Origin of the sequence: Solwaraspora sp. WMMD792 (assembly GCF_029626105.1) — a bacterium.
Taxonomy (GTDB): domain Bacteria; phylum Actinomycetota; class Actinomycetes; order Mycobacteriales; family Micromonosporaceae; genus Micromonospora_E.
In genome coordinates this window covers 1-25,106 of sequence record NZ_JARUBH010000009.1, presented here as the reverse complement: position 1 = coordinate 25,106, position 25,106 = coordinate 1, and the positions used below count along the sequence as shown (strand labels likewise).

Here is a 25,106-nt window from a genome sequence, read left to right as displayed (position 1 = left end):
TGGGGGGTGCCCCCCGGGGCGGGGGGCCTTCAGCGGTGGGGGTTAGCGGCTCGGCCACTGTATAGAACTCAAATCTATCTGCCCTGGTGGGAGGTGCTGAGCGTGGCCGTTGCGGGTCGGAAACCGAAGACGGATCGTAGCCAGGTGCGGCACCGCGTACCGGCGGTGCATGACTGGGTGGAGGTGCCGGACCTCCCCTACGACGGTGACCGTCCGTCGCTGCCGACGCGGATGGTGCGGGTCCAGGTCGACGACAAGCCGCCGGCGTGGGAGACGCGGCGCGGGTCGTGGCCGGCCGCGACCAGGCGGTGGTGGGAGACGGTGTCGACGATGCCGCACTGCCGGTTGTGGACGTCGTCGGACTGGCAGTTCGCGATCGACACGGCCGAGGTGCACGCGAGGTGGGCGGCGGGTGAGACGTCGGCGACTGAGCTGCGGATCCGGGAGAAGCTGCTCGGCACCACGCTGAACGCTCGGCGGGATCTGCGGATCCGGTACGTCGACCCGCCGTCCGGGCCGGCCGGCGGGGGCGACGAGTCCGGCGTCGTCCAGCTCGACGACTACCGTGACCTTTACGGGTGAGCTGACTGACGACCTGGTCGAGCTGCCGCCGGGGTACTACCTGGACCGCTGGCGTGGGACCGGGGCGTGGTGCACGTTGCCGTGGCCGGAGGACCTGGCGGATCTGCCGCCGAGTCTCGGCCCGCAGATCATCGGCTGGGCGGAGTGGCGGACGTACGACCGGACCGGCGTGCCGGGGCTGGTCGACCACCAGACCGGCCGCCGCTGGGTGTACACGCCGGGTCAGCGCAGGTACATGCACGTCTGGTACGCGTACGACCCGCGGACGGGCCGGTGGCTGTACCGGCGGGCGGTCAAGAGGGGCGCCAAGGGCACCGGCAAGGACCCGTTCGGGGCGTCGCTGTGCGATGCGGAGCTGATCGGTCCGACGCGGCTGGTGAACCGGGACGGCCGGTGGGTCGGGGTCCGGCACCGGATGCCGCTGGTCCAGATCGCCAGCAACAGCGAAGCGCAGTCGAAGGACGTGCTTCGGGTGGCGAACGCGATGCTGTGCCAGGAGACACGCGATTTCTTCGGTATCGACTGTGGTGAGACCCGCACGATCCTGAAGGAGTCGGGTGGGCGGCTGGAGATCCTGACCGCGAGTGAGAAGACCGCCGAAGGTGACCCGGCGACGTTCGTGCTGCTCAACGAGTCGCACCACATGACCGAAAGCTCCGGCGGTCACAAGGTCGCGGCGGTGGCCCGCCGTAACGTCGGCAAGTCGCCGAAGGATCTGCAGGCGCGGCTGTGTGAGATGACGAACGCTCACCAGCAGGGCGGCGACTCCGAGGCGGAACGGTCGTACGAGGCGTGGCAGAAGCAGGTGTCCGGGCAGGCGAAACGCCGCGACATCCTCTACGACAGCATCGAGGCCCCGCCGACGACGGACCTGTACGACGACGCGTCGCGGATGGCCGGGCTGCGGGCCGCGTACATGGACGCTCCGTGGGCGGATCTGGAGCGGTTGTCCGACGAGATGCTCGACCCGTCGACGTCGGAGGCGGACAGCATCCGCTACTACCTGTCGGGTCTGGCGACGGCGGAGGACGCGTGGATCGATCCGCGCCGGTTCGACGAGTTGGCGCGGCCGGGCCTGGTGGTGGCCGACCGGGAACAGCTGGCCCTGTTCCTGGACTGCTCGAAAAGTACGGACGCGACCGGGCTGGTGGGGGCCCGGATCTCCGACGGGCACGTGATCACGTTGGGGGTGTGGCAGCGGCCGCACGGCGATCGCGGGAAGGGCTGGCTGGCACCCCGGCATGAGGTCGACGCGGCGGTGCGGGCCGCGTTCGACCGGTACCGGGTGGTGTGGTGCGGGATCGACCCGTCGCCGGCCCGCGACGACGAGGACGAGTCGCTGTACTGGATGGAGATGATTGACGGCCTGCACCGGGACTTCCGGCGCAAGCTGCCGGTCTGGGCAACCCCGGGCACCCGCGGTCATTCGGTGCTGTTCGACATGCGGATCAAGACACCGGGCGCGGTCGAACGGAACCGGCTGTTCACCCAGTCGGCGATGCAGTGCGCGGCGGACATCGACGAGCACGGCACGCTCACCCATGACGGCAAGGCGGCGCTGCGGATGCACGTGCACGCGGCCCGCCGGCGGCCGAACCCGTGGGGCGTGAGCCTGGGGAAGATCACCCGCGACTCGACCAAGTTGGTCGACCTGGCGGTGTGCATGGTCGGGGCCCGGATGGGTCGGAGGCTGGCGCTCAACAGCGGCAAGGTGCGCGTACGACGCGCGGGGGCGGGGAAGGCGGTGTTCTGATTGGCGCTGACGGCTGAGGCTGCCGCGACCCGGGCGGGTGAGCTGCGGCGCACGCACGAGTCGGAGCGTGCCGAGCTCGACGTGCTGCGCCGCTACTGGACGGGCAAGCAGCGGCTGCCGGCGGTGATCCCGTCCGACGCGCCGCGTGAGGTGCGGGAGATGGCCCGGATCTCCCGGGTGAACGTGATCGACATCGTGGTCAACAGCCTGACGCAGGCGTTGTTCGTCGACGGGCTGCGGGCCCGTGATCCGCAGTCCGGTGACGATGTGACGCCGCCGGTGTGGTCGGCGTGGCTGGCGAACCGGATGAACAAGCATCAGGCCGGTCTGCACCGGGCGACGGTGGCGTACGGCACCGGATACCTGGTGATCACCCCCGGTGATCCGTATCCGGTGATGCGGCCGCGGTCGCCCCGGCAGGTGACGGCGATGTACGGCGAGGATCCGGACTGGGCGGAGATCGCGCTGGAGAAGCTGCCGGTGCCGGGCCGGTGGCGGCTCTACGACAACACCGTGGTGTACGGGCTGGTCGAGCGGGGCGGCCGGCTGGATGCGGTCAGCGCGGATGAGCACGGGTTCGACCGGCCGCCGGTGGTGCGCTACCGCGACGCGGAGGACCTGGACGCCGACGACGACGCCGAGCCGGAGTTGCTCTCCGGCGGGTTGAGTGCGCAGTGCCGGGTGGTGGTCGGGCAGGTCGCGCCGCTGATGCCGATGCAGGACCAGCTCGACCTCACCTCGTTCTCGCTCAAGGGCGCGGAGTGGTACAGCGCGTTCCGGCAGCGGTGGGCGATCGGGTGGACGCCGGAGGACCGCGACGCGAAGATGCGGTCCGCCGCGTCGCAGTTCTGGACGTTCGACGCGATGCCCGATGAGATGCGGCTGGGTGAGTTCTCGCAGACGGAGTTGAGCGGGTATCTGGCGTCGCGGGAGTCGACGTCGAAGTTCGTGGCGACGCTGTCGCAGACGCCGGTGCATGAGCTGATCGGCGAGCTGGTCAACCTGTCCGCGGAGGCGTTGGCGGCGGCCGAGGCCGGCCGGGACCGCAAGGTCGACGAGCGTAAGACCGGCATGGGCGAGTCGCACGAGCAGTCGTTCCAGGTCGTCGGCGCGTTGATGGGTGTGCCGGTGCCCGACGACGCCGAGGTGGTGTGGCGGGACACGTCGGCGGCCGCGTTCGCCGCGGTCGTCGACGGGCTGGGCAAGCTGGCGCAGATGCTCGGCGTTCCCGCGCAGGAGTTGTGGGACCGGATCCCGGGTGTCACCCAGCAGGACATCCGCCGGTTCAAGGCGGCCGCCGCCCAGGGCGACGCGTTGGCCAACCTGACGTCGCTGCTGGACCGGCAGGCCACCGGCCCCGACGACGGGGACCCGGATGATCCGGGTGGCGCTGGTGGCGCTGACGGTTGAGGGCGCCGCGTTGACCCGGGCGCACCGGCAGGCGCAGCTGACGTTGCGGGCGGATGTGCTGCGGGACCTGGTGCAGCTGTGGTCGCTGATCGGGCCGGGCGACTTCGAGCGGTTCGCGGTGGCGGCGGAGATCCTGATCCGGCAGCGGCACGGCGACTCGGCCGGTCTGGCGGCCGCGTACTTCGAGCGGTTCCGGACGGCCGAGGGTGTGGCCGGGTCGGCGACGGCGCGGCTGGCCGAGGCACCGGACGCGCCGGCGGTGCGGGCGGTGCTGCGGGCGACCGGGCTGGCCGGGATGCGGTCGGCGGCGGCGGCCGGCCAGTCGGCGCAGGCGGCGGCGCGGACCGGCCTGGTGCGGGCGTCGGGGTCGGCGGTGTGGATGGTGCTCGGCGGCGGCCGGCGTACGGTCACCGACTCGGTGCGGGCGGACCGGCAGGCGGCCGGCTGGCAGCGGGTCACGTCGGGGTCGCCGTGCGCGTTCTGCGCCATGATCGCCTCGCGGGGGCCGGCGTTCAAGTCGCAGCGCGGTGCCCGGTTCCAGGCCCACGACCACTGCGCCTGCACCGCCGAGCCGTTCTACGAGGGGTCGCGGCCGGTGCCCGGCAACGAACGGCTACGCCGGGCATGGGAAGCCGCGCAGCGGCAGGCCCGCGAGTCCGGCGAACTGAGCCGGGGCACCAGCAACGACGCGTTGAACGCGTTCCGCCGGTACCTCGCCGGTGATCAGACCCTCCGGCCCGACACGGGCCGGACCGACCCGACACGGGAGTGACCGCGATGGCGGACGACAACACCGGCACCACCGACCAGACCGCCAAGCCGGCCGGCACGGGCGGCAAGGACTGGGAAGCGGAAGCCGAGAAGTGGAAGGCCCTCGCGCGTAAGCACGAGGACCAGGCCAAGGCCAACCACGCCGAACTGGAGAGGCTGAAGGCGGCCAGCGACAGCACCAAGTCCGACATGGACAAGGTGATGGAGAAGCTGGCCGAGATGGAGAAGCGGGCGGGCGACGCCGAACGGCGGGCGCTGATCGCCGACATCGCCGCGGAGAAGGGTCTCACCGCGAAGCAGGCGGCACGCCTGCGCGGGGACACCCGGGACGACCTGTTGGCGGATGCCGACGAGCTGCTGGAGTCGTTCAAACCGGCCGGCAAGGACGGTACGAGCGGCGACGCGGGCAAGGACGGTGCCGCCGGTGACGGCAAGGCATCCGACAGCGGCAACGGCGACGGTGGCGACAGCGACGGCGGCCGGATGCCGCCGGCCGGTACGGCGAGCACGGCCACCAGGCCGAAGGAGCGGCTGACGTCCGGCGCGGTGCCGGCGGCGGCCGCCGACAAGAGCCCGGCCGAGATGGCCGAGGCGATTCTCAAGTCCGACTTCTGACCACGGCGTCCGCGCCGTGGTCGGGTCACTAGCAAAGGAGTAGCGCAGTGGCTGTGCTGACCGCGCAAGGCATCTCGTCCCTCGCCATCGAGCTGCTGACGCGCACCCTCGTTCTGCCGATGACGGCGTCGCGGATCCCGGGCGCGGAGTTCAGCGGGTCGAACGGGGACACGATCACGGTGCGGGTGCCGCAGCCGTCGACGGCGCGGACCCAGTCGTCGCCGGGTGCGACGATCACCTATGACGACGTCGACGAGGTGCCGGTCGACGTGTCCCTGTCGCACCTGTACCACGCCAAGCTCGTCTCGGATCAGGAGCTGAGCCTGGACCTGGCCGACTTCGGGCGGCAGATCACCCGGGTGCAGGTGGCGGCGGTGGCCACCGGCGCCGAGAACCAGATGGCGACGGTCATGAACGGCCTCCCGGCCGATCTGACGATCGACGCCGACGGCGGCAACATCGACGCGATCGTGCTGCAGGCCCGGGAGATGCTCGGCCGGGCGGAGGCGCCGCTGGACGGCCGGTACCTGGCCGTGTCGCCGGAGGTCGCCACGTTCATCCTGGCGCTGGACGAGGTGTCGCGGGTCGACGCGTCGGGCGACACCAACGCGCTGCGCAACGCGATCATCGCCCGCTGGCGCGGGTTCAACGTGGTCGAGTCGACCGGGCTGGACGCGGGCAAGGCTGTCGCGTACCACCGGTCCGGGTTCGCGTTCGCGAACCGGGTGCCGGTGGTGCCCCGGGGTGTGACCAGCTCGGCGACCGCGCAGTCCGGCGGGGTCGGGATGCGGCAGATCTTCCAGTACGTGCCCGACAAGCTCAGCGATGCCAGCGTGATCTCGACGTTCGCCGGCGCGGCGGTCGTGACGGACGCCGAGTCCGGGGAGACCACGCCCCGGGTTGTCGTGATGGACACCGCCGAGTCCTGATGACGGACCCGTACCAGGCCCGTTATCTGGCGCATCAGCGCCGTAAGGCCGGGGTCCTCGCCGAGGTCCTGGCCGAGCGGCACTCGACGCGCCGGTTCGCGGACCGGGACGTCACGGCCGCCGAGTTGGACCCGGTTCTGGCCGCCGCCGAGCGTGCCCCGTCGTCGTGTGACCGGCGTGGGGTGGGTGTGACGGTGGTCCGGGACCGGGACGACAAGGCCCTGCTGGGCGGGCTGCTCGTGGGCGGGGTCGGCTGGGTGCATCGGGCGCCGGTGGTGCTGCTGCTGTACGGCGACCCGCTGGCGTACAAGGCGGCCGGTGAGGCGGTGTTCATGCCGTACCTGGACGCCGGCGTGATGGTCGGTCACCTGTGGCTGGCGGCGGCCGCCGGCGGGCTGGCCGCCTGCTACGTCAACCCCAACGTGCGGCCGGTCGACCGGGAGCACTTCGCGTTCCGGTTCGGCGCCGGGATCTTCTGCGGGGCGCTCGCGGTCGGCTGGCCGCACGTGCCGCCGCCGGACTGGGTGGGAGACACATCCTGATGGACGCCGTGTACCTGGTCGGCCCGGCGTCGACCGATGAGCTGCGGTACAGCCTGCGGTCGCTGGCCCTGTTGGGGTGTGTGGACCGGCTGGTGGTGGTCGGGCACCGGCCGGTGTGGTGCCGGCCGGACCTGCACATCCCGGTCCAGCCACCCCGGCCCGGCAAGCACTTCAGCACGTGGGCGAACCTGCGTACTGCCGCCCACCACCCCGAGGTGTCGCCGCAGTTCGTGTTGATGAATGACGACTTCTTCGTGCTGCACCGGATGGACCGGCCGCCGGTGTGGCATCGGGGTCCGATCGCCGGGCAGGTCGCGAACCACCGCCGGACCGGGAACCGGCGGATGTTGAACCGGAGGTTGGGCGTCGACGAGCTGCTCGACGCGATCGGCGTACCGGGCCGGCTCGACTACGAGTTGCACGTGCCGCTGCTGGTCGACCGGGCGGCGATGCGCGACGTCATCGCCCTCGCCGAGCAGGTGCGCACCGTGCGGATGGAGCCGGTCGGTAAGAGGACCTTGTACGGCAACTACGCGCGGATCGGCGGTACGCAGGTCGAGGACGTGAAGATCCGCGACTTCCGGGCGATCCCGTCCGCCGAACTACCGTTCGTGTCCACGTCGGACTATTCGTTTCGGCAGGGCACGGTCGGCCGGTGGATACGGAAACGGTTCCCGGTCCCGTCCCGCTACGAGGAAGGGGGCCGGCGTGGCTGATCTGCCGCCGCTGGCCAGCGTCACCCAGCTGGCCACGAAGATCGGATACCCGGACGCGGCGTACCCGACCCAGGCCGAGGAAGACCGGGCGCTGGCGCTGCTGCAGGAGGCGTCGGAGCTGATCCGCGACGCGGCGGAGAAAGACTGGGTCAACGACGCCGGCACCGCCCTGGTCGACGTCCCCCGCCGGGTGGAGAAGATCTGCCTGGCCGTGGCGTACAGGGCGTTCGACAACCCGAAGGCGCTGGTACAGAAGACGATCGCGGACCTGAACCAGTCGTACGACCGGGCGCGGGTCCACGGCGGCGACGCCGTGTACCTGACCGACGCCGAGAAGAAGTCCGTGCGCCGGGCGGCGGCCGCGTCGTCGTTCCGGTCGGTCACCCTCGTGTCCCCGTACTCGGGTGACGACACCACAGAGAGTCTGCTCGGCTCGTGATCCCGATCGGCACGCACGACCTGCCCCGTCAGCTGGCGGTGTGGCGGCCGCAGCTGGTCGACGACGGCGCCGGCGGGCAGACCGTCACCCATGCGCAGGTGGGTGTGGTGTGGGCGCGGGTGCCGCAGCCGTCGACGGCCGAGCGGGTCGCGGCCGCGCAGGCCGGCGCGGGGCACACCACACCGCTGTATCTGCGGCCGGACGCCGACGTGGCCCGGGGTGACGAGCTGCGCGGCGGCGGCCAGGTGTGGCGGGTGACGTCGACCGTCGTCCCGTCCGAGCCCGCGTACCTACGCGCGGACTGCGAGTGGGTCCAGTCAGAGCCACCGAGTGAGGAGACGTCGTGACGATCATGATCGCGGTGCGGACCGGCACCGTGACGATCGGCGGGAGCCGGCGGATGGTCCGCCGAGGGCAGCACACCGCCCACCAGGCCCATCCGATCGTGGCCGAACACCCGAAACTGTGGGGCCCGCTGACCGTGGACTACCCGGCCGCCGGCGGTGACCCGGCGGCCGAGGTGGACCGGGTCCGCGCGTACGCCCGGACGGTGCTGCTGATGCGGGACCACCTGGCGGCGGTCGCGGCCACCCTGGTCGAGGCTGCCGTCGGCCACCGCGACGGCCTGCCCGCCGAGGTGGCCGACGCGGTGGACCGGGTCGACGAGGTGCTGCGCCACGACCCTGACGCGTACGCGGTCGGCACACCGCCGGAGCCAGGCCCGGCCGGTGCCGGCCAGCCCGACCCGGCAACCGACGACGGCACCCGGGACGAGGCGGCCGCCGCCGAGCCGGCCGCCCCGGACCTGGCCGGGTCGGAGCTGACCGCCGCCGACCGGGCCAAGATCCGGGCGTGGGCCACCGGGCAGGGTCTGCCGGTGCCCCGGCGGGGGAAGATCCCGGCCGACCTGGTCGACGCGTACCGGCAGGCGCACAGTGGATAGCCCGCCGCACCGGCGGCCGCAGGTCGAGCCCGGCCAGGCGCGTGCATGGGCGGAGGAGTGCGCGAACGGGTCGGACCCGGCCGGGTCGGTGGCGTGGTCGCTGCTGGCCATCGCCGCCGACCTGGCCGCTATCCGCCGCCACCTGACGTCGCCCAGACCGGGCCGCCGCTGATGGCGTCGGTGTCGTTGCCGGTCTACATCCGGATCGGCGGGTCGGCGGAGACCGAGATCGGCACGGTGACCGTCGACCGCGACGAGGTGGCAGCGTCCGTCGACGGCGGTCTGCTGCGCCGGGTGCTGGCGCTGGCGCTGCGGTCCGCGGCCGCTGAACTCGAGTCACCAGATCTGGAGGGGGATGCGGGTGGCGCGTGACACGACGGTGTCGGTCGCCGGGATGGATCTGCTCGGCCGCCGCCTGGACCGGATGCCGGCAGCGGTGCAGGAGGGTGCCCGGCGGGCGGTTATCGGGGAGACGCGGGAGACGGCCGACGACATGCGTGAGGGCGCGCCCCGGGACACCGGCGCCCTGGCCGAGTCGGTGCAGGAGGAGATCGACGCCGGCGGGCTGACCGGCCGGGCGGTGGCCACGGCACGGCATGCGACGTTCGTCGAGCACGGCACCGAGGACACCCCGGAACAGCCGTTCGCGCAGCCGGCCGCCGAGCGGGCCCGGCGGCGGTTCCCGCGCAGGGTGAAGAAGGAGACGGGCGTGTCGCTGCGGAAGCTGGCCCGCTGATGGCGGTCGGCTGGTCCGGCGCCGACCCGCAGGAGGCCGCCGACCCGGAAGACTACGAGCTCGGCAGCAGGCAGCAGGCGAACGAGCCGATCACCCTGACGCACGTGCGGGTGTGGGCCGGCGAGAACGAGATCGACTACCCCGGCCGGGTCGGCAAGATCTGGACCACGAGCGGGGTGCTCCTCGCCTCGGCGGTGATGCCGACCAGTCTCCCGGTGGGCTGGTCGACGCACGAACTGTCGTCACCGGTGGAGCGCCTCGCCGGCGAACAGTACGTGGTGTCCTACCCGACAGGTGGGAATTACGGGGTACTCGTCGACGCCCTGGACGACGCCGTGGTGTCGGCCGACGGTGCCGTGACGACGCTGTCCAGCGCTGCGGTGCCGAACGGTGTCTACAACGAAAACCCGGGATCGTTCCCGTCGCTGTCGGTCGGGAACTGGTACGGCGTCGACGTCGCGTACGACCTGGGTGTGGCGTCGGGGACGGCGCCGACGATCACCGCGGTGGACGTGGCGTCGGACGGTCTGCAGGTCGAGGTGACGATCACCGCGACCGACCCGGACGGCCTGGACGACGCCACCTACCGGGTCGACTGGGGCGACGGCACCACCACGTCCGGGTCGACCCCGATCCTCACGCACGCCTACGCCACGTTTGGCGTGAAGGCGATCCTGGCCCGGGTCACCGACGCCGGTGGGCTGTCCGGGTACGCGGCGGCCGCCGTCGACGTGCAGGCCGCACCCGGGGACGGGTCGCAGTCGCCGATCCACCCGGTGCAGGCCGCGATCCACGCCCGGCTGACCGGCGACAACACGCTGATGGGCATGGTCACCGGCGTGTGGGACCAGGTCCCCGAGCCGGCGGTGAAGCCGTACGTGCGGATCGGTGACCACCTGTCCATCCCGGACAACGACCATGGCGGGTTCGGCCGGAACATCACCGTCACCGTGCACGTGTGGACCGAGGCGCGGGGTAACGCCGATGGGCAGGCGATCGCCCGGCGGATCGGGGTGCTGCTGGATCACCGGCCGCGTGAGCTGACGGTGACCGGGCACCGGGTGGTGTCGATCCGCAACGAGTTCGACCAGGCGGTGCCGACCACGGACCCGCAGGTGCGTCATCACGTGATCCGGTTCCGGATCATCACATCGCAGGTAGAGGAGTAGCAGCGTGTCTGGACTTGACGCGTTCGGCACCCAGTTCAAGCGCGGGGACGGTGCCACGCCGACCGAGGCGTTCACCGCCATCGCCAACGTGACCAGCATTTCCGGGCCGGCGCGGACGCGGGAGACGATCGACGTCACCGCCCACGACAGCCCGGACGGGTGGATGCAGTTCGTCGGCAGCCTCAAGGACGGCGGCGAGGTCAGCCTTGAGATCAACTACGACCCGACCGAGGCGACGCACGACCTGGACGACGACTTCGACGACGACCAGCCGCGGAACTACCAGATCGTGATCCTGCCGGACACGGCAGACGAACACACGTGGGACCTCGCCGGCATCCTCACCGAGCTGGGCGACGAGTTCCCGTACGACGACAAGATGGGCCGCAGTCTGACCGTCAAGATCAGCGGCAAGCCGACCCTCACCCCGACCGGGAGCTGACGACCGATGACTTTCCTGAGCCGTGACCAGATCCTCGGCGCGTCCGACCGCACCTTCGACGAGGTGCCCGTGCCGGAGTGGGGCGGCACCGTCCGCATCCGCAGCATCAGTGGTGCCGAGCGGGACAGCTTCGAGCAGTCGCTGCTGCAGCAGCGGGGCCGGGACCGCAAGGTCAACATGCGCAACGCCCGCGCGAAGCTGATCGTGTTGTGTGCGGTCGACGGCACCGGGCGGAAGATGTTCACCGAGGACGACATCGCCGCCTTGTCGCGGAAGAACGCGAAGCCGTTGGACCGGATCTACGACGCATGCCAGCGGATCGCGGGCCTGTCCGACGACGACGTCGACGAGCTCACGGCGGATTTCGACAGCGCCCAGAGCGACAGTTCCGCTACCGACTAGCGCTCGCCCTGGGCATGCCGGTCGGGGTGATGCTCGCGGCGATGGACTCGCGCGAGGTCGCCGGGTGGATGGCGTACGAGCGGGTGACCGGGCCGCTCGGCCCGGCCCGCGGCGACATCCAGGCCGCCATCGTGGCGTCGACCATCGCGAACTCGAACCGGGGCAAACGCGGGAAGCGGTACCGGCCGGAGGACTTCATTCCGGAATGGGACCGCCCGGAGGCGGCCGCCGGCCCGCAGGACGAGCACGACCACCTGCGGCTGATCAAACAACTCAACGCCCAGATGGGCGGCCGTACACGTCGAGGAGGTGACCCGGGTGGCGACTCTGGCGGACCTCATGGTCAAGATCGGCGTCGACGCCGGCGGCGTTGAGAAAGGCACCAAAGCGATCCGGTCGACGTTCAACCGGACGTGGCAGGCGGTCAAGAAGTCCGCTGCGATCGGCGCGGTCGCGATCGGCGCCACCCTCGCCGTCGGCATCGCCGGCGCGATGGACCTGGACCGGGCCCGCGCACAGCTGGAGGCCCGGCTGGGTGATCCGGTGCTCGCGGCGAAGGTGGGTGATGTCGCCGGCGAGGTCTACGGGAGAGGCTTCGCGGCCAGCGCTGCCGACGCGATGGCCGCGACCAGGGCCGTGCTGTCGTCCGGACTGGTGCCGGACGGGGACGCCGCGAAGCTGGAGGACCTGACCGTACGGACCCAGGCGTACGCGACGGCGTGGGGCGTCGACGTCGCAGCGGCCGCGCAGTACGCCTCCACGTTGATCGGGTCCGGGCTGGCGCGGGACGCGACGCACGCCCTGGACCTCATCACCGCGGCGAGCCGGCGCGTACCGGAGGCACTGGTGCCGGACGTGTTGGAGGTCGCCGACGAGTACAGCCAGTTCTTCCGTGCGGTCGGGTTCAGCGGTGAGCAGACGTTCGCGCTGCTGACCGACGCCGCGACCAAGGGCAAGTGGGGTCTGGACAAGACCGGCGACGCCATCAAAGAGATGACGCTCCTGGCCACCGAGATGTCCGACTCGACGAAGACCGCGTACGAGTCGATCGGGCTCGACGCGCACAAGATGTCGAACGACCTGTTGGCCGGTGGTGACCGCGCCCAGGCCGCGTTTCAGAAGATCGTCGGCGGACTGGCGTCCATCAAGGACCCGACCAGCCAGGCAGAGCAGGCGATCGCGCTGTTCGGCGCGCCGTTGGAGGACCTCAACAAGTCGGACATCCCGCAGTTTCTGCAGTCGATGGCGTCGGTGGGTGACGGCCTGGAGACCGTGGCCGGGGCGAGCGACTCGGCCGGTGCCGCGCTGGAGGGCTCGGCCAGCCAGCGACTCGACAACTTCCGCCGGAAGGCCGAACTGGCCCTGGTCACCACGCTGGCCGATGCCGTGCCGTACATCGAAGCCACCTTCGGCTGGCTGCAGAAAAACTCGGACTGGGTGGTGCCGTTGGCGACCGGCCTCGGCATTCTCGCTACGGCGATCGCGCTCGTTGTTATCGCGGTCAAGATTTGGACGGCGGTGCAGACCGCGTGGGGCATCGTGATGGCGACGACCCTCGGCCCCGTCCTGCTGATCATCGCCGGTGTCGCTCTGTTGGTCGCAGTGATCGTGTGGATCGCGACGCAGACGACGTGGTTCCAGGACCTGTGGTCGGTCATCTGGACGGCGATCGTGGCGGTCGTGAAGTGGGCGGTCGACTGGATCGTCACGGGCTGGACGTGGCTGTTCGATACCGTGATCACCCTCGCCAAGCTGTGGTGGACGGTCTTCTCCACCGTTTGGATCACGATCGGGAAGTTCTTTATCGCCTTGTTTAAGACGTGGTGGGGCATCTTCTCCGGCTTTTGGAAGGGTGTCGGCCGGATCGCGGTCGCGATGTGGAACGAGATCCAGTCGAGGATCGACCGGTTCGTTGCATTCTTCAAAGGACTCCCCGGCAAATTGTCGCGCGGCGCGCGGGGCATGTTCGACGGGCTGAAGACGGCGTTCCGCACTGCCCTGAACTGGCTGATCGCCCGGTGGAACAACTTCTCGCTGACGTTGGGTGGTGGGTCGGTCCTCGGCCTGGACATCCCGTCGGTGACCCTGTCGACGCCGAACATCCCGTACCTGGCCGATGGTGGGATCGTGCCGGCGACGCCGGGTGGCCGGCTGGCGGTGATCGGTGAGGGCCGGTACGACGAGGCGGTGGTGCCGTTGCCGCGCGGTGCCCGCGACCTGGACGGTGGCGGCGGGGACACGACGGTCCTGTTCGAGGGCGACGGCAGCCGACTGATGGCCCTGTTGTTGGAGATCATCCGGGAGCTGGTGCGGGTCAAGGGTCGCGGGAACGTGCAGTTGGCGTTCGGGCAGCGGGGTGCCCGGTGAGCACCCGTTTCACGCCGGTCACTGAGCTGTTCTACGCCGGCGAGTGGCATGACATCTCGGCGGATGTGTTCAACAAGCGGAAGGTGCGGATCACCCGGGGCACGCAGAACGAGGGCGGCGAGCCGGATGCGGCGACCTGCACTTTGATGATCAACAACGGTGCGTCGCGGGTCGCGGCGGGCGTGGTGGGCCGCTATTCGCGGCGCAATCCGCGCTCGGATCTGTTCGGGGTGATCGGTCGGCGGGTGCCGATCCGGGTCACCGTGCCGCAGCTGACCACCGCGCCGGTGCGGTTCGTCGGCGATGTGCTGGAGTGGCCGGCGCAGTGGGATCTGACCGCGTCGGTGCGGTGGGTGGAGGTCACCGCGTACGGGCTGCGGCACACGGTGTCGGCCGCGCCGCTGCAGTCCGCGTTGCGGCGTGCGATCCCGGCGACCGGGCCGGCCGGCTACTGGCCGTTGGAGGATCCGGCGGGGGCGCCGCTGGCCCGGTCACCGATCCCCGGGTGCCCGCCGGCGCGGCCGTTCGGCTACTCCCGGTTCGAGGCGCCGAACACTGGTGAGCCGATCCCTCCGGCCGGGCTGCCGGAGTTCGGCACCGGTGATGTCGGGCCGGGGTCCGCGCCGGTGGTGGATCTGTCCCGGGGCGGCACCCTGCGGGGCCTGGTGCCTCAGCCGGCGGGCGGGTCCGGGTGGCGTGTCGAGTGGGTGATGACCCAGCCCCGGGACCAGGCCGACTCCCGGACGCCGATCTGGTGGGAGACGACCGACGCGTTCACGGATCATCCGTCCGAGGAGACGATGCGCTACGAGGCCAACGTCGCTCCTGAGGGTCTCACCGTCTTCTATGGTCGGGCGTTGACCAGCTTCGGGTCGGGCTGGGCCGCGTTCACGATCGCCGACGGGCTGCCGCACCACTACCGGGTCGACGGTGACCAGGACGGCGGCAACATCCGGATCCGAGTCTGGGTGGACGGCCTGCTGGCCGCGACCGTCGCCAGCTTCAGCGACACGCTTGCCGGCACGGTAGGGCAGGTCACGGAGTGGGTGCTCAACCCGCGTGAGCGGGAGAACGGCGACGACCTGATGCCGTCGCTGGGGCACGTCGCGATCTGGTCACCGGTCCCGGGCACCTCGGACACCGTGTCAGCTGCCACCGGCCACGCCGGCGAGACCGCCGGGGACCGGTTCGAGCGGCTCTGCGCCGAGGAGTCGGTGCCCGGCTCCTCGCTGATCGGTGACGCCGCGTCGTCGGCGCCGATGGGTCCGCAGCGGCGGTTGTCGGTGCTGGAGTTGCTGCAGGAGTGCGCGGACGCGGACGACGCGATCCTCACCGAGGCGCGCGGCACCCGGGCGCTGGTGATGCGGCTGCGGTCCACCCTGTACAACCAGACGCCGTTGGTGCTGGCGCACGGGTCCGGTCGGCTGGCGTCCCCGTTGACGCCGGTCGACGACGACAAGCTGATCGTCAACGACGTCACCCTGCGGAGCACGGCCGGCGCCGAGACACGCATCGTCCAGGAGACAGGTGCGCTGAACGTGCAGGATCCGACGGACGATCCGGACGGGGTCGGCCGGATGCCGGTCGAGCTGGACCGCAACGTCGCCGACGCGGCCGAGCTGGAGTCGGCGGCGTGGTGGATGCTGTCGGCCGGCACGATCGACGAGACCCGGTTCCCGCAGATCCCGGTGGATCTGACGTCGCTGGCGTGGGACGACACCGCCCGCGACGCGGCCGCCGCCGTCGACGTCGGTGACCTGGTCCAGCTGCAGGGCCTGGACGCGTTCGGGCTGCCGCCGGACCCGGTCGAGCAGATCGTCGAGGGCTACGCGGAGGAGTTCGACCTGTCGTCGCTGCGGATCACGTGGTCGACGAGCCCCGCCGCGCTGTACCGGGTCGGTGTGCTGGCGTCAACGACCCGCACGGGCACCCGCGGATCGGTGACCACCGCCGACGTCGACGCCGGGGTCGACACGGCGCTGCCGGTGGCGAGAGCCGCCGGGAACCGATCGCTGTGGACCGTCCGGCCGCCGGACTACCCGATGGAGGTGCTGGTGTCCGGGGTGCGGTTGACCGCCACCAGCTGCGCCCAGGCCGGTCCCGTCAACCCCAACGGAACGTTCGAGGTTGACGCGTCGGGCTGGTCCGGCACCGGCGGCACCGTCGGCCGGTCGACCGCGCAGGCGCACACCGGGTCGGCGTCGCTGCTGCTGACTCCCGACGGGGTCAGCGCCGAGGCGATCGCCGCCACCGATGTCATCCCGGTGCACGCCCTGGACGGCGCGTACGCGTGGACCTGGTCGGCGTGGGTGCGGTGCGCGTCGACGCGTGTCATCGACATGCAGATCCTGTGGTATGACGACGGCGGCGGTCTGCTGGGCACCACCACGGTGACGGCCGGCGTCATCGCCGACACGTGGACCCAGCTCACCGCGACCTCGTCCCCGCCGGCGTCGGCGGCGCGGGTCTCCGGTCGGGTCCGGTTGACCGGCACCCCGACGTCGGGGGTGCTGACCTACATCGACGACGCCGAACTGTTCGAGCCGGGCCGGCAGACGTTCACCATCGCGGCCACCCCGGTCAACGGCGTGGTCAAGACCATCCTGGCCGGATCACCGGTCCGGCCCGTAGCGCCGTGGAGGCTCGCCCGATGACCATCGCCGACGGCCAGATCGTCACCGGCGACGACCTGGCGACCCTGGTCGACCCGCCGGCCGCCGTCCTGCGGATGTCGTCCGCGCAGGAGATCCTGGCGTCCACTGATACGAGCGTCGAATGGGACGTGGCGGAGCTGGACACGCACGGCGGCTGGGACTCCGGCGAGCCGACCCGATACACGTGCCAGGTCGACGGCTGGTACGAGGTCTCCGGCCACATCATGTGGGAGCCGTACGTCGCCGACCGACGCCTGGCCTGGCTGTGGCTCAACGGCGTGTCGGTCCTCGGCTCGCGGGAAGTCATCTGGCCGGCGACGTCGGACACGGCACTGTCGGTGGCGCACGCGCCGCTGCTGCGCATGGAGACCGGCGACTACGTGGAGGTCCGTGTCCGGCAGGCCACGGCCACCCCGCTCGACGTGCAATCCGGCACCAACCAGGCGGCATCGGCGCTGTATGTCCACTACCGCCGGCCACTGTAGAGAGGAATGACATGGCTCTGCTCATCGTGCTCGCCGCCGCCGCGCTGGTCGGCCTGGTCGGCGGGCTGCTCGCCTACGCAGCAGGCTGGGACGACGACTTCCCGGAGGTGTCCTGAATTGGCCAGATGGACAGACCTCGCCACCTGGCGTGGCCCTACCGTGAACAGCGGCAACGGCACCGGCAAACCCGACGAGCCGGCGGACCGCCTGGACGCGCATCACGGCGTCGTGGTGCACATCGCCGCCGGATACTTCGACGGCACCATCACCTGGCAGCGCAACCCGGCGTCGCGGGTGTCGTCGCACTTCATCGTGGCCAAGGACGGCCGGATCGCACAGATGGTCGACACCGACATCCGGGCATGGACCCAGCGGGCCGGCAACCGCACCTGGCTCAGCATCGAGAACGAAGGCTTCCTGCCGGACCCGCTGACCCCGCCGCAACTGGAGTCGAACGCCCAGCTGTTGGCCCGTGCCCACACCGAGCACGGTGTGCGGCTGCAGATCGCGTCGTCCCCTGACGGCCGCGGTCTCGGCCACCACAGCATGGGCGCCGAGAACGGATACGACTGGGGACACAGCCAATGCCCGGGGCCGGCGATCGTTGCCCAGAAGCCGGCGATCGTGGCCAGGGCGAAGCAAATCGTCGAAGGAGATGACGTGATCAGTGAGGAAGACCTCCGCAGGATCGCTATCGCGGTCAACGGCTGGATTTACCCCAAGGATGGGCCGGCGCTGCACACGGCGGCCCGTGGTGCCGCCGCTGATGCCGCGAGAGCGGTTCGTGACGTCGCAACCCTGCGGGTGGAGGTGCGGGAGGCGCTCGGCCGGGACTGGGTCGACGAGGACGCCATCATCGCCGGGGTGCTGACCGGGCTCGCCGCCCGGCCACCGGAGGAAGCGGCGACCGCCCTGGTCGCGGTCCTCGGCGAGGAGCGCGCCGCCGCGCTCGGCCGGGCGCTGCTCGCCACCAACTGATGGACCCAGGCCTACTCACCGCGCTGGTCGGCGCCGGCGCGGCGGTGCTCGGCGCCGCGGTCGGCGGGCCGGCCGCCGGCGCAATGGTCGGCCGCCGGCTCCGCCAGGCCCAGGCCCAGCACGCCGCCGCCCAGGCGAAGCACCTGCAGGCCGAGACGACCCGGATCAGCCAGGACGTCTACCAGCAGCTGACAAGTGACCTGCGAGACGCGCTGGACCGGGCCCGGAGCCAGATCACCGACCTGCGTGAGGCGTTGCGGCTCACCAGTGCTGAAGAGGAGAGGCTTCGCCAGCGGGTGACCGACCTGGAGTCACGGCTGGCGCAACTGGCGACCGCTGAGGCGGGCCTGGCCGACGAGCTACGCCGGACCCAAGGCGACCGGGACCGGCTTCGTGAGGTCCTGGCCGCCCGCGACGCCACGATCCTGCAGCTGCGCGGCCAGGTCGAGGACCTGACCGCACAGTTGCACCTTGCCCGCCCATCGCCGGCATAGAGCCGGTGAAAGATAGGAGACCCTCGTGCCACAGACCCCGACCGATCCAGCCGATCCGCTGCAGGCGGCGGCCGGCACCCGCGCCGGCATCGAGGCCGCGCTGACCGGCCGACACCGGTCGACCGTCCAGATCGCCCGGCACCTTGCCTGGTCGCACCTGCCGCCACCGCTGGCCGCCGTATCTGCCCGCATCGGCAGCGCGGTGCTCGACCTCGTCGCGGACCTCCCGGACGGTCCGGAGCTGACCACCGCGATTCGCCGGGCGGTCGAGGCGAAGGACTGCCTTGTCCGCGCGGCCGTCGACGCGACCGACGAGGAGCGATGACCATGGCCAGTCCTGTCACCACCCAGTCCCGCCACCCGTGGCGGGCCACCCTCCGGACGGCCGTCGCCGCGGCGATCGCCGCGCTGCCGCTGATCCCGCTCGCCGCGACCGAGGCCGGAATCGACACCGTGCCGGCCGTCGCCGGCGTCGTCGCGGTCACCGGCGCCATCACCCGAGTCATGGCCATCCCCGGCGTCGACGCCTGGATGCGGCGGTACGCGCCGTGGCTGGCGTCCGCACCCCGACACGAGGTCCCGCCTGGACGCTGACCTCCGTACACAGCAGCGGCCCCGCACCGAGTCCGGTGCGGGGCCGCTCCGCCATGTCTCAGAAGTCTGGACAGATGTACTGCCGCACCACAGCCAGGATCTGGGTGGCGGTCTCCTCCCCGAACCCGTCCGGATACCCCGGCGCCGAAAATCGCAAGTTCGTGAGCTGGACGAGCTTTGCCTCGTCTGCCTCGCCGTTGCCGATTGACTGGCACTGGCTCCGGCCACGGTCGATGATCGTCTTCTCGTCCTTGTCTCCGACGATGTCCGGGTTGATGTCCTTCAGCGCGCTGATGTAGGCAGCCCAATCTTCAGGCGATGGGGTAGGCGGGATCCCGGCGGCCGCAGCGGCGGAGGCAAGGCTGTCGTCCGCCGGTGCCGACGTCGGGGCCGGCGTGGCCGCGTCCTCGTCAGAGCCGGCACCGCAGCCCAGAGCGGTGACGGCGGCCGCCACGATCGCGGCCACCAACATTCTGTTACGCACGTCGTCTCCTCGGTTCTCGTGGGGCCCCGCCGTCGCCGGCCGGGGCGGGGCCGTCGGGGTACGGGCGGGCGCGATCACGGTGCCAGCGGCGGCCGCAGCACGCCATCGGACCGTCGGGCAGGCGACACCCACCGTTACGGGGATGAGACTCGGGTGCACCGCCGCATGCTCGTGGCTAGGCCCACTCCACCACGACACGCCAGCGCGCCGGCCACCACGGCTCACCGGTCTGGGCGCGCAGCCACACCCCCGGCGCGGCGGCGGTCACGTCCAGGCAGAGCAGCTGCCCGCTCCGACCGTAGACCCGGACGACGATCACGGCCGTGACGGCACGGTGCACCGCCATGGCCTTGAGAGCAGGGTGGTCCGGCGTGGCCACCGCCACGACAGCAGCGGATGGTCGGCCACGCCGGCATCGTCCAGCTCATCCCGTCGGTCCGCGCGCCACTGCACCGCGCGGATCAGGTCGGGGCACCCCTCGGGCTCGCACTCCGGGCATCGTGGCCAGACCGGTGGTGGCGGGCCGTGGTGGATGGCCAGTATTCGCGCCGCCGTGGCGTCGTCCATCGGCCCGGTCATATGGATCGCCGCACCAGGCGGTACTTGGCGATGGCCCGGCGGGTACGGGCCCACACCAGCTGCGGGCAGTCCTCGGTGCCGGGGCAGTCGGTGTGACAGCGGTGGCCGGCGGCGTGTGCGTGCACGGCGCCGGCCGCCGCGTCGTCGATGTCCTGATCGGTGATCGGCCCGTCGTCCATCGCGGTCACCGCGTTGGACTCCCGTCGATCCAGGTCCACGCCACGAACCGCTCGTGCAGCTCGGCAGGGTCGGTGATACCCGCCTCGCGAGCCGCGACGGTCAGCATCTCGCCGATGTCGACCGACAGCGCGAGCGGTTCGCTGGCGTACGCCTCCGCCAGCTGGACGCGGGCCGGCGAACACGGCCAGGGCGTACCGTCCGGGCACACGACGCAGTCCCACGTCGGCCGGTGCGGGGTGTGTGCCGGCTCGACGGCCGGGGCGGCCGGTCTGGACGTGCCGGTCACGGCAGGATGGTGCGGCCGCCGTTGCCGCCGCGCTGGTCGGCACGGTCGGTGCGGGTCGCAGGCCGGGTGTCGGTCGGCCGGGCGGGCTGGTCGACCCACCGGCGGCGGCCGGGCACCGGACGGACGACGTCGACCACGCCTGCGTCGCGGAGGAACCACTTCCCGATCATCTTCGCGCTCCTCGAGTCAGCGGGGCGGCGGCCCGGCGAGCACGGGGGAACCCGGCCGGACCGCCGCCGATCCGGGGTGGCCCGGCCCCGCGGATCCGCGCGCTGGATGCCGATCAGGACCGGGCCGGCTGGGCGGCTGAGCGGCCCGCCCATCTTTGCGTACGCAAAGCGTTGGACTGAGTGTGACCGCAGTAACGACGCGACGTCAAGGCTTTGCGTACGCCTAAACTGGGCCACATGGCGGGCTATCGGGAGATCGCAGCGGACCTCCGCGAGGCGATCGCGGCGGGCGAGTACGCGCCCGGCGCCCAGATCCCGACCGAGCACGCCCTGGCAGAGCGGTACGGCGTGTCACGGGAGACGGTGCGTCGGGCACTGGCCGAACTGCGCGCCGCCGGCGTACTCGAGTCGGCCCGGGCCGCAGGAACGCGAGTCGCGGCGCCACCGGTGCGGCTGGCGCTGGCGCGGTACGCAGCCGTCGCCGACCCCGCCCGCACTCGGGCGAACCTCGGCCCGTGGGAGACCGCCTGCGCCGACCAGGGCATCGACGGGTCGGTGGAAGTCGTATCGGTCGAGGAGGCCATACCTGCACCACCCGGCGTAGCCGCGCGGCTGGCTCTGCCTGCCGGCGCCTCAATGGTGCTGCGCCGCCGTCGCCACTTGATGGACGGCCGTGTCGTCCAGCTGCATGAGTCGTGGATGCCGCGTGACCTGGTGGCGGGCACGGCGCTCGCCGGGCAGGGCAAGGTGGTCGGCGGCGTGTACGCCGCGTTGGCCGCTGCCGGCATGCGGCCGGCGACCGCGAGCGAGGAGCTGTCGGCGCGGCCTGCTGCGTTGGCCGAGCAATCGGACCTGGGCTTGGCGGCGGTGGGCTGGGTGCTTGAGCTGTGGCGCACGACGCGAGACGTCACCGGCCGGCCGCTGGAGGCGTTGCAGGTGGTGTCGGATGCCCGCCGGGTGACGTACGTGTACGACGATCTGCCGATACGGGGCGAGAGGTGACCATCATGGACCGGGTCCAGGCGTTGGAAAAGCTGACCGCGGCCGCTACGGCGGTCGACGAGGCCGAGGCTGAGATGCTGGCGGCTGCCGCGCTGGACACCGTGATGTCCCATCCAGGGCTGCGGTACGCGCCCGTCGACCAACGGGCCACCAGGTGGGTGGCGGCGTGCGACGGCGTGCTGCTCGGGTACCTGTGGTCGGAGCCGGGGCGGCTGCTCGGCGGGTGGACAGCCGCACGGCTGGACGAGTCAGACCGGCTCGGCCCGTTCTCCACTGGTCGGGCCGCCGCAGCGGCGCTCGCCCGGCACTGTGGTGCAGCTCCTGCACACACCGGCCCAACGTAACTGCTAGTGATCTAAAGTTGACATTGAGCCGGGGGGGGGGGGGGTCCTCGATGAGGGGTTCAGCCCCACCCCCGCCCCCCGCCCCGGCTCAGTCTCCAGATCGGACGACGGGCCGGCCAAGGCGGTGCCGGTCAAGGCGGTGCCGGTCCATGAACCCATCCGCGTACGCGCGTGCCACGGCGCGGCTGCGGGTGCGGGAGATCGCGGCGTGTGCCGCGACGCCAGCCGCGAGCGCGGCGGCGGCGATAATCGGTGTGGACAGTCGTTCGAGCATCATCGGTGATGCGCCTCCGGCAGTGGAGTCCCCGTTTGAAGATCTCACCGTAAGTGGATCGCTACGGCATTGACCTCGGGTGATCGGCCGGGATCCCAGCCAGCAGGACGCGAGGGTCATACGTCTGTCCGACCGGATGATCATCCAGTTAGGTGCCCCTCAGTCATGGTTGACGACTGATCAACGACGAGTACGTCCACGGTCGTTGAACCTACTCGCCAGCCCGGCGGCCGACGCATACACCTCACGGATCGCCTCGGCGTAGCGGGCCGGGGTGTGTTCGGCGCAGCGGGCCGCCGCCGCGGCCGCCTGCCGGCGGGCCGTGTCCGGGTCGAGCAGCAGCCGCAGCACCCCGCCGGCCAGCGCACCCGGCTGCGGCTCGGTGCGCAGTGCGGCGCCGGCAAGCGCGCCGTGCGCGTGCAACGCCCGGTCGACAAGTACCACCGGCACCCCGGCCAGGCCGGCTTCCTGCAGGACCAATGCCTGGGTGTCGGTCTGCGAGGCGAACGCGAACACCTCGGCGGCCCCGTACGCCGCAGCCACCACCTCCGGACCCTGCTGGCCGGTGAGGGTGATCCGGGCAGCCACCCGAGGGTCGATGGTGCGCAGCAGCGCGGCCAGCCAGCGCGGCTCGTACAGGGCACCGACCAGCACCAGCCGGGCGGTCGGGCAGCCGACCAGCACCCGCTCGAACGCGGTGATCAGCAGGTCGATGCCCTTCTCCCGGTTGATCCGACCCACGTAGAGGACCACCCGGTCGCTGGGCGTGATGCCGTGGCCGTACCGGAAGGCGTTGATCTCGTCGGCGGTGGTGCGGCGGGCCGCGACCCCGGTCGGCACCAGGTGCACCCGGTCGGCGGGCACCGGCAGGTGGATTCGGTCCAGCACCGCCCGGGTCGGCACCACCACCGCGTCGGCGCCGCCGAGCAGCAGGGTGTTGGTGGCGTCCATGGCGGCCCGGCGGCGGGCGACGGCGCCGCTGGCCATCGGCCGGTGGTCACGGGCGTGGCCGGCCGGTGCCGCCGCCGGGCGGGGTACGCCGAGCCGGCGGGCGTACAGCCGGACGCCGGCGCTGAGCGCACGGGCCGGCACCCGGTACGCGTCGGCGTACGCGTGCAGGTCGGTGTGGTAGGTCTGGACCAGCGGCAGACCGAGCCGGCGGGCGGTGAGGACGCCGAGCAGCCCGACCGGTCCGGGGGTGTGCACGTGCACCACGTCCGGGGCGTGGGCGGCGATCTCGGCGATGGTGCCGGTGGCGGCGGCGCCGCGCAGCAGCCACGGCGACAACCGCAGGTCGGCGACTCCGCAGGGCAGCGCACGTAGCCGCAGCACGTCCGCCTCGGTCGGCTGGTCCGGGTGCCGGGGCACCACGATCAGGCCGGGATGCCCGGCGGCGGCCGACGCCGCCGCGAGAGTCCGCAGCGAGGTGACCACCCCGTCGCGGCGGGGCAGGTACGTGTCGGTGAAGTGCACTGCTCGCACGTCAGGCACGGTGGGTCACCGGGGCCAACATGATGTAACGGTAGGCCAACAGCGCCGTTAAGTCTGCTCGTCCGATCAGCCGACGGCCAAGATCGTGAACTCGCTGGCGACGTAGACTCGCGGGCATGACAGGACTCGCGGCATGGCAGCGGTGAGCACCCCGGCACCCGCGCGCCACGATCTGGCCGAGGTGGGGCGGAACGCGGCAACCCTGCGTAGCTTCCTGCACGGGCTGCCCGGCGTCGATGAGGTCGGCGCGCGGCAGCGGGCCGCGACGCTCGGCACCCGGTCGATCAAGACGACGGCCAAGGCGTGGGCGATCGACCTGGCCGTCCGGATGGTCGATCTGACCACCCTCGAAGGCGCCGACACCCCCGGCAAGGTACGCGCGTTGTGCGCCAAGGCCCGCCGCCCCGACCCGACCGACCCGGACTGCCCACCGGTCGCCGCGGTCTGCGTCTACCCGTCGATGGTGCCGACCGCCGCCGAGGCGCTCACCGGCTCCGGCGTGCACCTGGCCAGCGTGGCCACCGCCTTCCCGTCCGGGCAGGCGCCGCTGGAGGTGAAGCTGGCCGACACCCGGGCGGCAGTCGCCGCCGGCGCCGACGAGATCGACATGGTGATCAACCGGGGGGCGTTCCTCGCCGGCCGCTACGAGCAGGTGTACGCCGAGATCGTCGCGGTCAAGCAGGCCTGCGGCGACGCCCATCTCAAGGTCATCCTGGAGACCGGGGAGCTGGCCACCTACGACAACGTGCGCCGCGCCTCCTGGCTGGCGATGCTGGCCGGCGGCGACTTCATCAAGACCTCCACCGGCAAGGTGCCGGTCGCCGCGACCCTGCCCGTCACCCTGATCATGCTGGAGGCGGTACGGGACTTCTACGCCGCCACCGGGCGGCGGATCGGCGTCAAGCCGGCCGGCGGCATCCGCACCACCAAGGACGCGATCAAGTACCTGGTGCTGGTCAACGAGACCGCCGGCGACGAGTGGCTCACCCCCGACCTGTTCCGGTTCGGCGCTTCCACCCTGCTCAACGACCTGCTGATGCAGCGGTCGAAGCTGCACACCGGGGTCTACTCCGGTCCCGACTACGTCACCCTGGACTGATCAGCGTGTTCGACTACGCACCGGCACCCGAGTCCCGCTCGGTCGTCACCATCCGCGACTCGTACGGCCTGTTCATCGACGGCGAGTTCGTCGACCCGACCGACGGCGGGGCCCGCAAGACCGTCAACCCGGCCACCGAGGAGGTCCTCGCCGAGGTCGCCGAGGCCGGCCCCGGC

General features: G+C 71.7%; 33 protein-coding genes and 1 pseudogene. 28 read left to right on the top strand and 6 right to left on the bottom strand.

Going from position 1 to position 25,106, the window contains the following annotated elements:
• The first annotated feature begins 144 nt into the window (after positions 1–144).
• From O7629_RS01560 to O7629_RS01445, 24 genes are all read left to right on the top strand, one after another.
• Positions 145–582 (top strand): hypothetical protein, encoded by a 438-nt coding sequence (locus O7629_RS01560; RefSeq protein ID WP_278167030.1) that lies wholly within the window; start codon positions 145–147, stop codon positions 580–582.
• Positions 566–2,335 (top strand): hypothetical protein, encoded by a 1,770-nt coding sequence (locus O7629_RS01555; RefSeq protein WP_278167028.1) that lies wholly within the window; start codon positions 566–568, stop codon positions 2,333–2,335. The genes O7629_RS01560 and O7629_RS01555 overlap by 17 nt, the downstream gene beginning before the upstream one ends.
• Positions 2,336–3,745, top strand: coding sequence for a phage portal protein (locus tag O7629_RS01550; RefSeq protein WP_278167026.1), 1,410 nt, complete (start codon positions 2,336–2,338; stop codon positions 3,743–3,745).
• On the top strand, positions 3,729–4,517 hold the full coding sequence (locus O7629_RS01545; protein ID WP_278167024.1) for a hypothetical protein: 789 nt from the start codon (positions 3,729–3,731) through the stop codon (positions 4,515–4,517). The genes O7629_RS01550 and O7629_RS01545 overlap by 17 nt, the downstream gene beginning before the upstream one ends.
• Before the next feature lie 5 nt (positions 4,518–4,522).
• Positions 4,523–5,131: a hypothetical protein gene (locus tag O7629_RS01540; protein ID WP_278148122.1), complete on the top strand. Its 609-nt coding sequence runs from the start codon at positions 4,523–4,525 to the stop codon at positions 5,129–5,131.
• A gap of 47 nt (positions 5,132–5,178) precedes the next feature.
• Entirely contained in the window at positions 5,179–6,060 is an 882-nt protein-coding gene (locus O7629_RS01535; RefSeq protein ID WP_278167043.1) for a phage capsid protein, read from the top strand.
• Positions 6,060–6,602, top strand: a complete 543-nt coding sequence (locus O7629_RS01530; RefSeq protein ID WP_278167042.1) for a nitroreductase family protein — start codon at positions 6,060–6,062, stop codon at positions 6,600–6,602. The genes O7629_RS01535 and O7629_RS01530 overlap by 1 nt, the downstream gene beginning before the upstream one ends.
• Entirely contained in the window at positions 6,602–7,318 is a 717-nt protein-coding gene (locus O7629_RS01525; RefSeq protein WP_278167040.1) for a hypothetical protein, read from the top strand. Before O7629_RS01530 ends, O7629_RS01525 begins: the two co-directional genes overlap by 1 nt.
• Entirely contained in the window at positions 7,311–7,757 is a 447-nt protein-coding gene (locus tag O7629_RS01520) for a hypothetical protein (RefSeq protein WP_278167038.1), read from the top strand. Before O7629_RS01525 ends, O7629_RS01520 begins: the two co-directional genes overlap by 8 nt.
• Positions 7,754–8,104, top strand: a complete 351-nt coding sequence (locus O7629_RS01515) for a head-tail adaptor protein (protein ID WP_278167037.1) — start codon at positions 7,754–7,756, stop codon at positions 8,102–8,104. Before O7629_RS01520 ends, O7629_RS01515 begins: the two co-directional genes overlap by 4 nt.
• Positions 8,105–8,109: 5 nt before the next feature.
• The gene (locus tag O7629_RS01510) at positions 8,110–8,700 is read left to right on the top strand and encodes a histone-like nucleoid-structuring protein Lsr2 (protein ID WP_278167036.1); all 591 of its coding nucleotides are present in this window, start codon (positions 8,110–8,112) and stop codon (positions 8,698–8,700) included.
• Between the two features lie 45 nt (positions 8,701–8,745).
• Entirely contained in the window at positions 8,746–9,072 is a 327-nt protein-coding gene (locus tag O7629_RS01505; RefSeq protein WP_278167005.1) for a hypothetical protein, read from the top strand.
• The gene (locus tag O7629_RS01500; RefSeq protein WP_278167006.1) at positions 9,062–9,436 is read left to right on the top strand and encodes an HK97-gp10 family putative phage morphogenesis protein; all 375 of its coding nucleotides are present in this window, start codon (positions 9,062–9,064) and stop codon (positions 9,434–9,436) included. The genes O7629_RS01505 and O7629_RS01500 overlap by 11 nt, the downstream gene beginning before the upstream one ends.
• Complete coding sequence (locus O7629_RS01495) at positions 9,436–10,605, top strand: DUF4082 domain-containing protein (protein ID WP_278148126.1); 1,170 nt, start codon at positions 9,436–9,438, stop codon at positions 10,603–10,605. The genes O7629_RS01500 and O7629_RS01495 overlap by 1 nt, the downstream gene beginning before the upstream one ends.
• 4 nt (positions 10,606–10,609) lie before the next feature.
• Complete coding sequence (locus tag O7629_RS01490) at positions 10,610–11,047, top strand: phage tail tube protein (RefSeq protein ID WP_278148127.1); 438 nt, start codon at positions 10,610–10,612, stop codon at positions 11,045–11,047.
• Between the two features lie 6 nt (positions 11,048–11,053).
• Positions 11,054–11,449 carry a hypothetical protein gene (locus O7629_RS01485; RefSeq protein WP_278148128.1) on the top strand — a complete coding sequence of 132 codons (396 nt, stop codon included), beginning with the start codon at positions 11,054–11,056 and terminating at the stop codon, positions 11,447–11,449.
• A gap of 41 nt (positions 11,450–11,490) precedes the next feature.
• Positions 11,491–11,823 carry a DUF4035 domain-containing protein gene (locus O7629_RS01480; RefSeq protein WP_278166998.1) on the top strand — a complete coding sequence of 111 codons (333 nt, stop codon included), beginning with the start codon at positions 11,491–11,493 and terminating at the stop codon, positions 11,821–11,823.
• Positions 11,768–13,816 (top strand): phage tail tape measure protein, encoded by a 2,049-nt coding sequence (locus O7629_RS01475; RefSeq protein ID WP_278166999.1) that lies wholly within the window; start codon positions 11,768–11,770, stop codon positions 13,814–13,816. The genes O7629_RS01480 and O7629_RS01475 overlap by 56 nt, the downstream gene beginning before the upstream one ends.
• Positions 13,813–16,470, top strand: a complete 2,658-nt coding sequence (locus O7629_RS01470; protein WP_278127515.1) for a hypothetical protein — start codon at positions 13,813–13,815, stop codon at positions 16,468–16,470. Before O7629_RS01475 ends, O7629_RS01470 begins: the two co-directional genes overlap by 4 nt.
• The gene (locus O7629_RS01465; protein WP_278127514.1) at positions 16,467–16,955 is read left to right on the top strand and encodes a hypothetical protein; all 489 of its coding nucleotides are present in this window, start codon (positions 16,467–16,469) and stop codon (positions 16,953–16,955) included. Before O7629_RS01470 ends, O7629_RS01465 begins: the two co-directional genes overlap by 4 nt.
• 117 nt (positions 16,956–17,072) lie before the next feature.
• Positions 17,073–17,933 (top strand): peptidoglycan recognition family protein, encoded by an 861-nt coding sequence (locus tag O7629_RS01460; protein ID WP_278166962.1) that lies wholly within the window; start codon positions 17,073–17,075, stop codon positions 17,931–17,933.
• Positions 17,933–18,427 carry a hypothetical protein gene (locus tag O7629_RS01455; RefSeq protein WP_278127512.1) on the top strand — a complete coding sequence of 165 codons (495 nt, stop codon included), beginning with the start codon at positions 17,933–17,935 and terminating at the stop codon, positions 18,425–18,427. Before O7629_RS01460 ends, O7629_RS01455 begins: the two co-directional genes overlap by 1 nt.
• Before the next feature lie 25 nt (positions 18,428–18,452).
• Positions 18,453–18,752, top strand: coding sequence for a hypothetical protein (locus tag O7629_RS01450; RefSeq protein WP_278127511.1), 300 nt, complete (start codon positions 18,453–18,455; stop codon positions 18,750–18,752).
• 2 nt (positions 18,753–18,754) lie between these two features.
• Positions 18,755–19,021: a hypothetical protein gene (locus O7629_RS01445; protein WP_278127510.1), complete on the top strand. Its 267-nt coding sequence runs from the start codon at positions 18,755–18,757 to the stop codon at positions 19,019–19,021.
• 58 nt (positions 19,022–19,079) lie between these two features.
• Here the strand turns inward: O7629_RS01445 and O7629_RS01440 are convergent, their stop codons facing one another.
• The 5 genes from O7629_RS01440 to O7629_RS01420 all read right to left on the bottom strand — a co-directional run bounded on the left by O7629_RS01440 (position 19,080) and on the right by O7629_RS01420 (position 20,720).
• Positions 19,080–19,505, bottom strand: a complete 426-nt coding sequence (locus tag O7629_RS01440) for a hypothetical protein (RefSeq protein ID WP_278166963.1) — start codon at positions 19,503–19,505, stop codon at positions 19,080–19,082.
• Positions 19,506–19,680: 175 nt separating this feature from the next.
• Positions 19,681–19,890 (bottom strand): hypothetical protein, encoded by a 210-nt coding sequence (locus tag O7629_RS01435; RefSeq protein ID WP_278166964.1) that lies wholly within the window; start codon positions 19,888–19,890, stop codon positions 19,681–19,683.
• A 190-nt stretch (positions 19,891–20,080) separates the two neighbouring features.
• Entirely contained in the window at positions 20,081–20,272 is a 192-nt protein-coding gene (locus O7629_RS01430) for a hypothetical protein (protein WP_278166965.1), read from the bottom strand.
• Positions 20,269–20,550 carry a hypothetical protein gene (locus O7629_RS01425; protein ID WP_278166967.1) on the bottom strand — a complete coding sequence of 94 codons (282 nt, stop codon included), beginning with the start codon at positions 20,548–20,550 and terminating at the stop codon, positions 20,269–20,271. Before O7629_RS01425 ends, O7629_RS01430 begins: the two co-directional genes overlap by 4 nt.
• Entirely contained in the window at positions 20,547–20,720 is a 174-nt protein-coding gene (locus O7629_RS01420) for a hypothetical protein (protein ID WP_278166968.1), read from the bottom strand. The genes O7629_RS01425 and O7629_RS01420 overlap by 4 nt, the downstream gene beginning before the upstream one ends.
• Before the next feature lie 237 nt (positions 20,721–20,957).
• Here O7629_RS01420 and O7629_RS01415 point away from each other — a divergent pair, with 237 nt between their 5' ends.
• Both O7629_RS01415 and O7629_RS01410 read left to right on the top strand, forming a co-directional pair.
• A complete protein-coding gene (locus O7629_RS01415; RefSeq protein WP_278166970.1) occupies positions 20,958–21,722 on the top strand; it encodes a GntR family transcriptional regulator in 765 nt (254 codons plus the stop codon).
• A 5-nt stretch (positions 21,723–21,727) separates the two neighbouring features.
• A complete protein-coding gene (locus O7629_RS01410) occupies positions 21,728–22,066 on the top strand; it encodes a hypothetical protein (RefSeq protein WP_278166971.1) in 339 nt (112 codons plus the stop codon).
• 454 nt (positions 22,067–22,520) lie between these two features.
• On the opposite strand, the gene O7629_RS01405 is transcribed toward O7629_RS01410, so the two are convergent.
• Positions 22,521–23,822 carry a glycosyltransferase gene (locus tag O7629_RS01405; protein ID WP_278166972.1) on the bottom strand — a complete coding sequence of 434 codons (1,302 nt, stop codon included), beginning with the start codon at positions 23,820–23,822 and terminating at the stop codon, positions 22,521–22,523.
• A gap of 142 nt (positions 23,823–23,964) precedes the next feature.
• Here O7629_RS01405 and deoC point away from each other — a divergent pair, with 142 nt between their 5' ends.
• Together deoC and O7629_RS01395 are read left to right on the top strand one after the other, a co-directional pair.
• Complete coding sequence (deoC, locus tag O7629_RS01400) at positions 23,965–24,930, top strand: deoxyribose-phosphate aldolase (protein ID WP_278166973.1); 966 nt, start codon at positions 23,965–23,967, stop codon at positions 24,928–24,930.
• Positions 24,931–24,935: 5 nt separating this feature from the next.
• Positions 24,936–25,106 (top strand): annotated as a pseudogene (locus tag O7629_RS01395) (betaine-aldehyde dehydrogenase); the annotation flags it as partial.

Bases quoted from the DNA above. Each gene is read 5' to 3' on its own strand.
- O7629_RS01525 (WP_278167040.1), top strand. From the start codon at position 6,602: ATGGACGCCGTGTACCTGGTCGGCCCGGCGTCGACCGATGAGCTGCGG.
- O7629_RS01410 (WP_278166971.1), top strand. From the start codon at position 21,728: ATGGACCGGGTCCAGGCGTTGGAAAAGCTGACCGCGGCCGCTACGGCG.
- O7629_RS01505 (WP_278167005.1), top strand. From the start codon at position 8,746: ATGGGCGGAGGAGTGCGCGAACGGGTCGGACCCGGCCGGGTCGGTGGC.
- O7629_RS01510 (WP_278167036.1), top strand. From the start codon at position 8,110: ATGATCGCGGTGCGGACCGGCACCGTGACGATCGGCGGGAGCCGGCGG.
- O7629_RS01495 (WP_278148126.1), top strand. From the start codon at position 9,436: ATGGCGGTCGGCTGGTCCGGCGCCGACCCGCAGGAGGCCGCCGACCCG.
- O7629_RS01415 (WP_278166970.1), top strand. From the start codon at position 20,958: ATGGCGGGCTATCGGGAGATCGCAGCGGACCTCCGCGAGGCGATCGCG.
- O7629_RS01455 (WP_278127512.1), top strand. From the start codon at position 17,933: ATGGACCCAGGCCTACTCACCGCGCTGGTCGGCGCCGGCGCGGCGGTG.
- O7629_RS01530 (WP_278167042.1), top strand. From the start codon at position 6,060: ATGACGGACCCGTACCAGGCCCGTTATCTGGCGCATCAGCGCCGTAAG.
- O7629_RS01480 (WP_278166998.1), top strand. From the start codon at position 11,491: ATGGACTCGCGCGAGGTCGCCGGGTGGATGGCGTACGAGCGGGTGACC.
- O7629_RS01445 (WP_278127510.1), top strand. From the start codon at position 18,755: ATGGCCAGTCCTGTCACCACCCAGTCCCGCCACCCGTGGCGGGCCACC.
- O7629_RS01485 (WP_278148128.1), top strand. From the start codon at position 11,054: ATGACTTTCCTGAGCCGTGACCAGATCCTCGGCGCGTCCGACCGCACC.
- O7629_RS01420 (WP_278166968.1), bottom strand. From the start codon at position 20,720: ATGATCGGGAAGTGGTTCCTCCGCGACGCAGGCGTGGTCGACGTCGTC.
- O7629_RS01465 (WP_278127514.1), top strand. From the start codon at position 16,467: ATGACCATCGCCGACGGCCAGATCGTCACCGGCGACGACCTGGCGACC.
- deoC (WP_278166973.1), top strand. From the start codon at position 23,965: ATGGCAGCGGTGAGCACCCCGGCACCCGCGCGCCACGATCTGGCCGAG.
- O7629_RS01540 (WP_278148122.1), top strand. From the start codon at position 4,523: ATGGCGGACGACAACACCGGCACCACCGACCAGACCGCCAAGCCGGCC.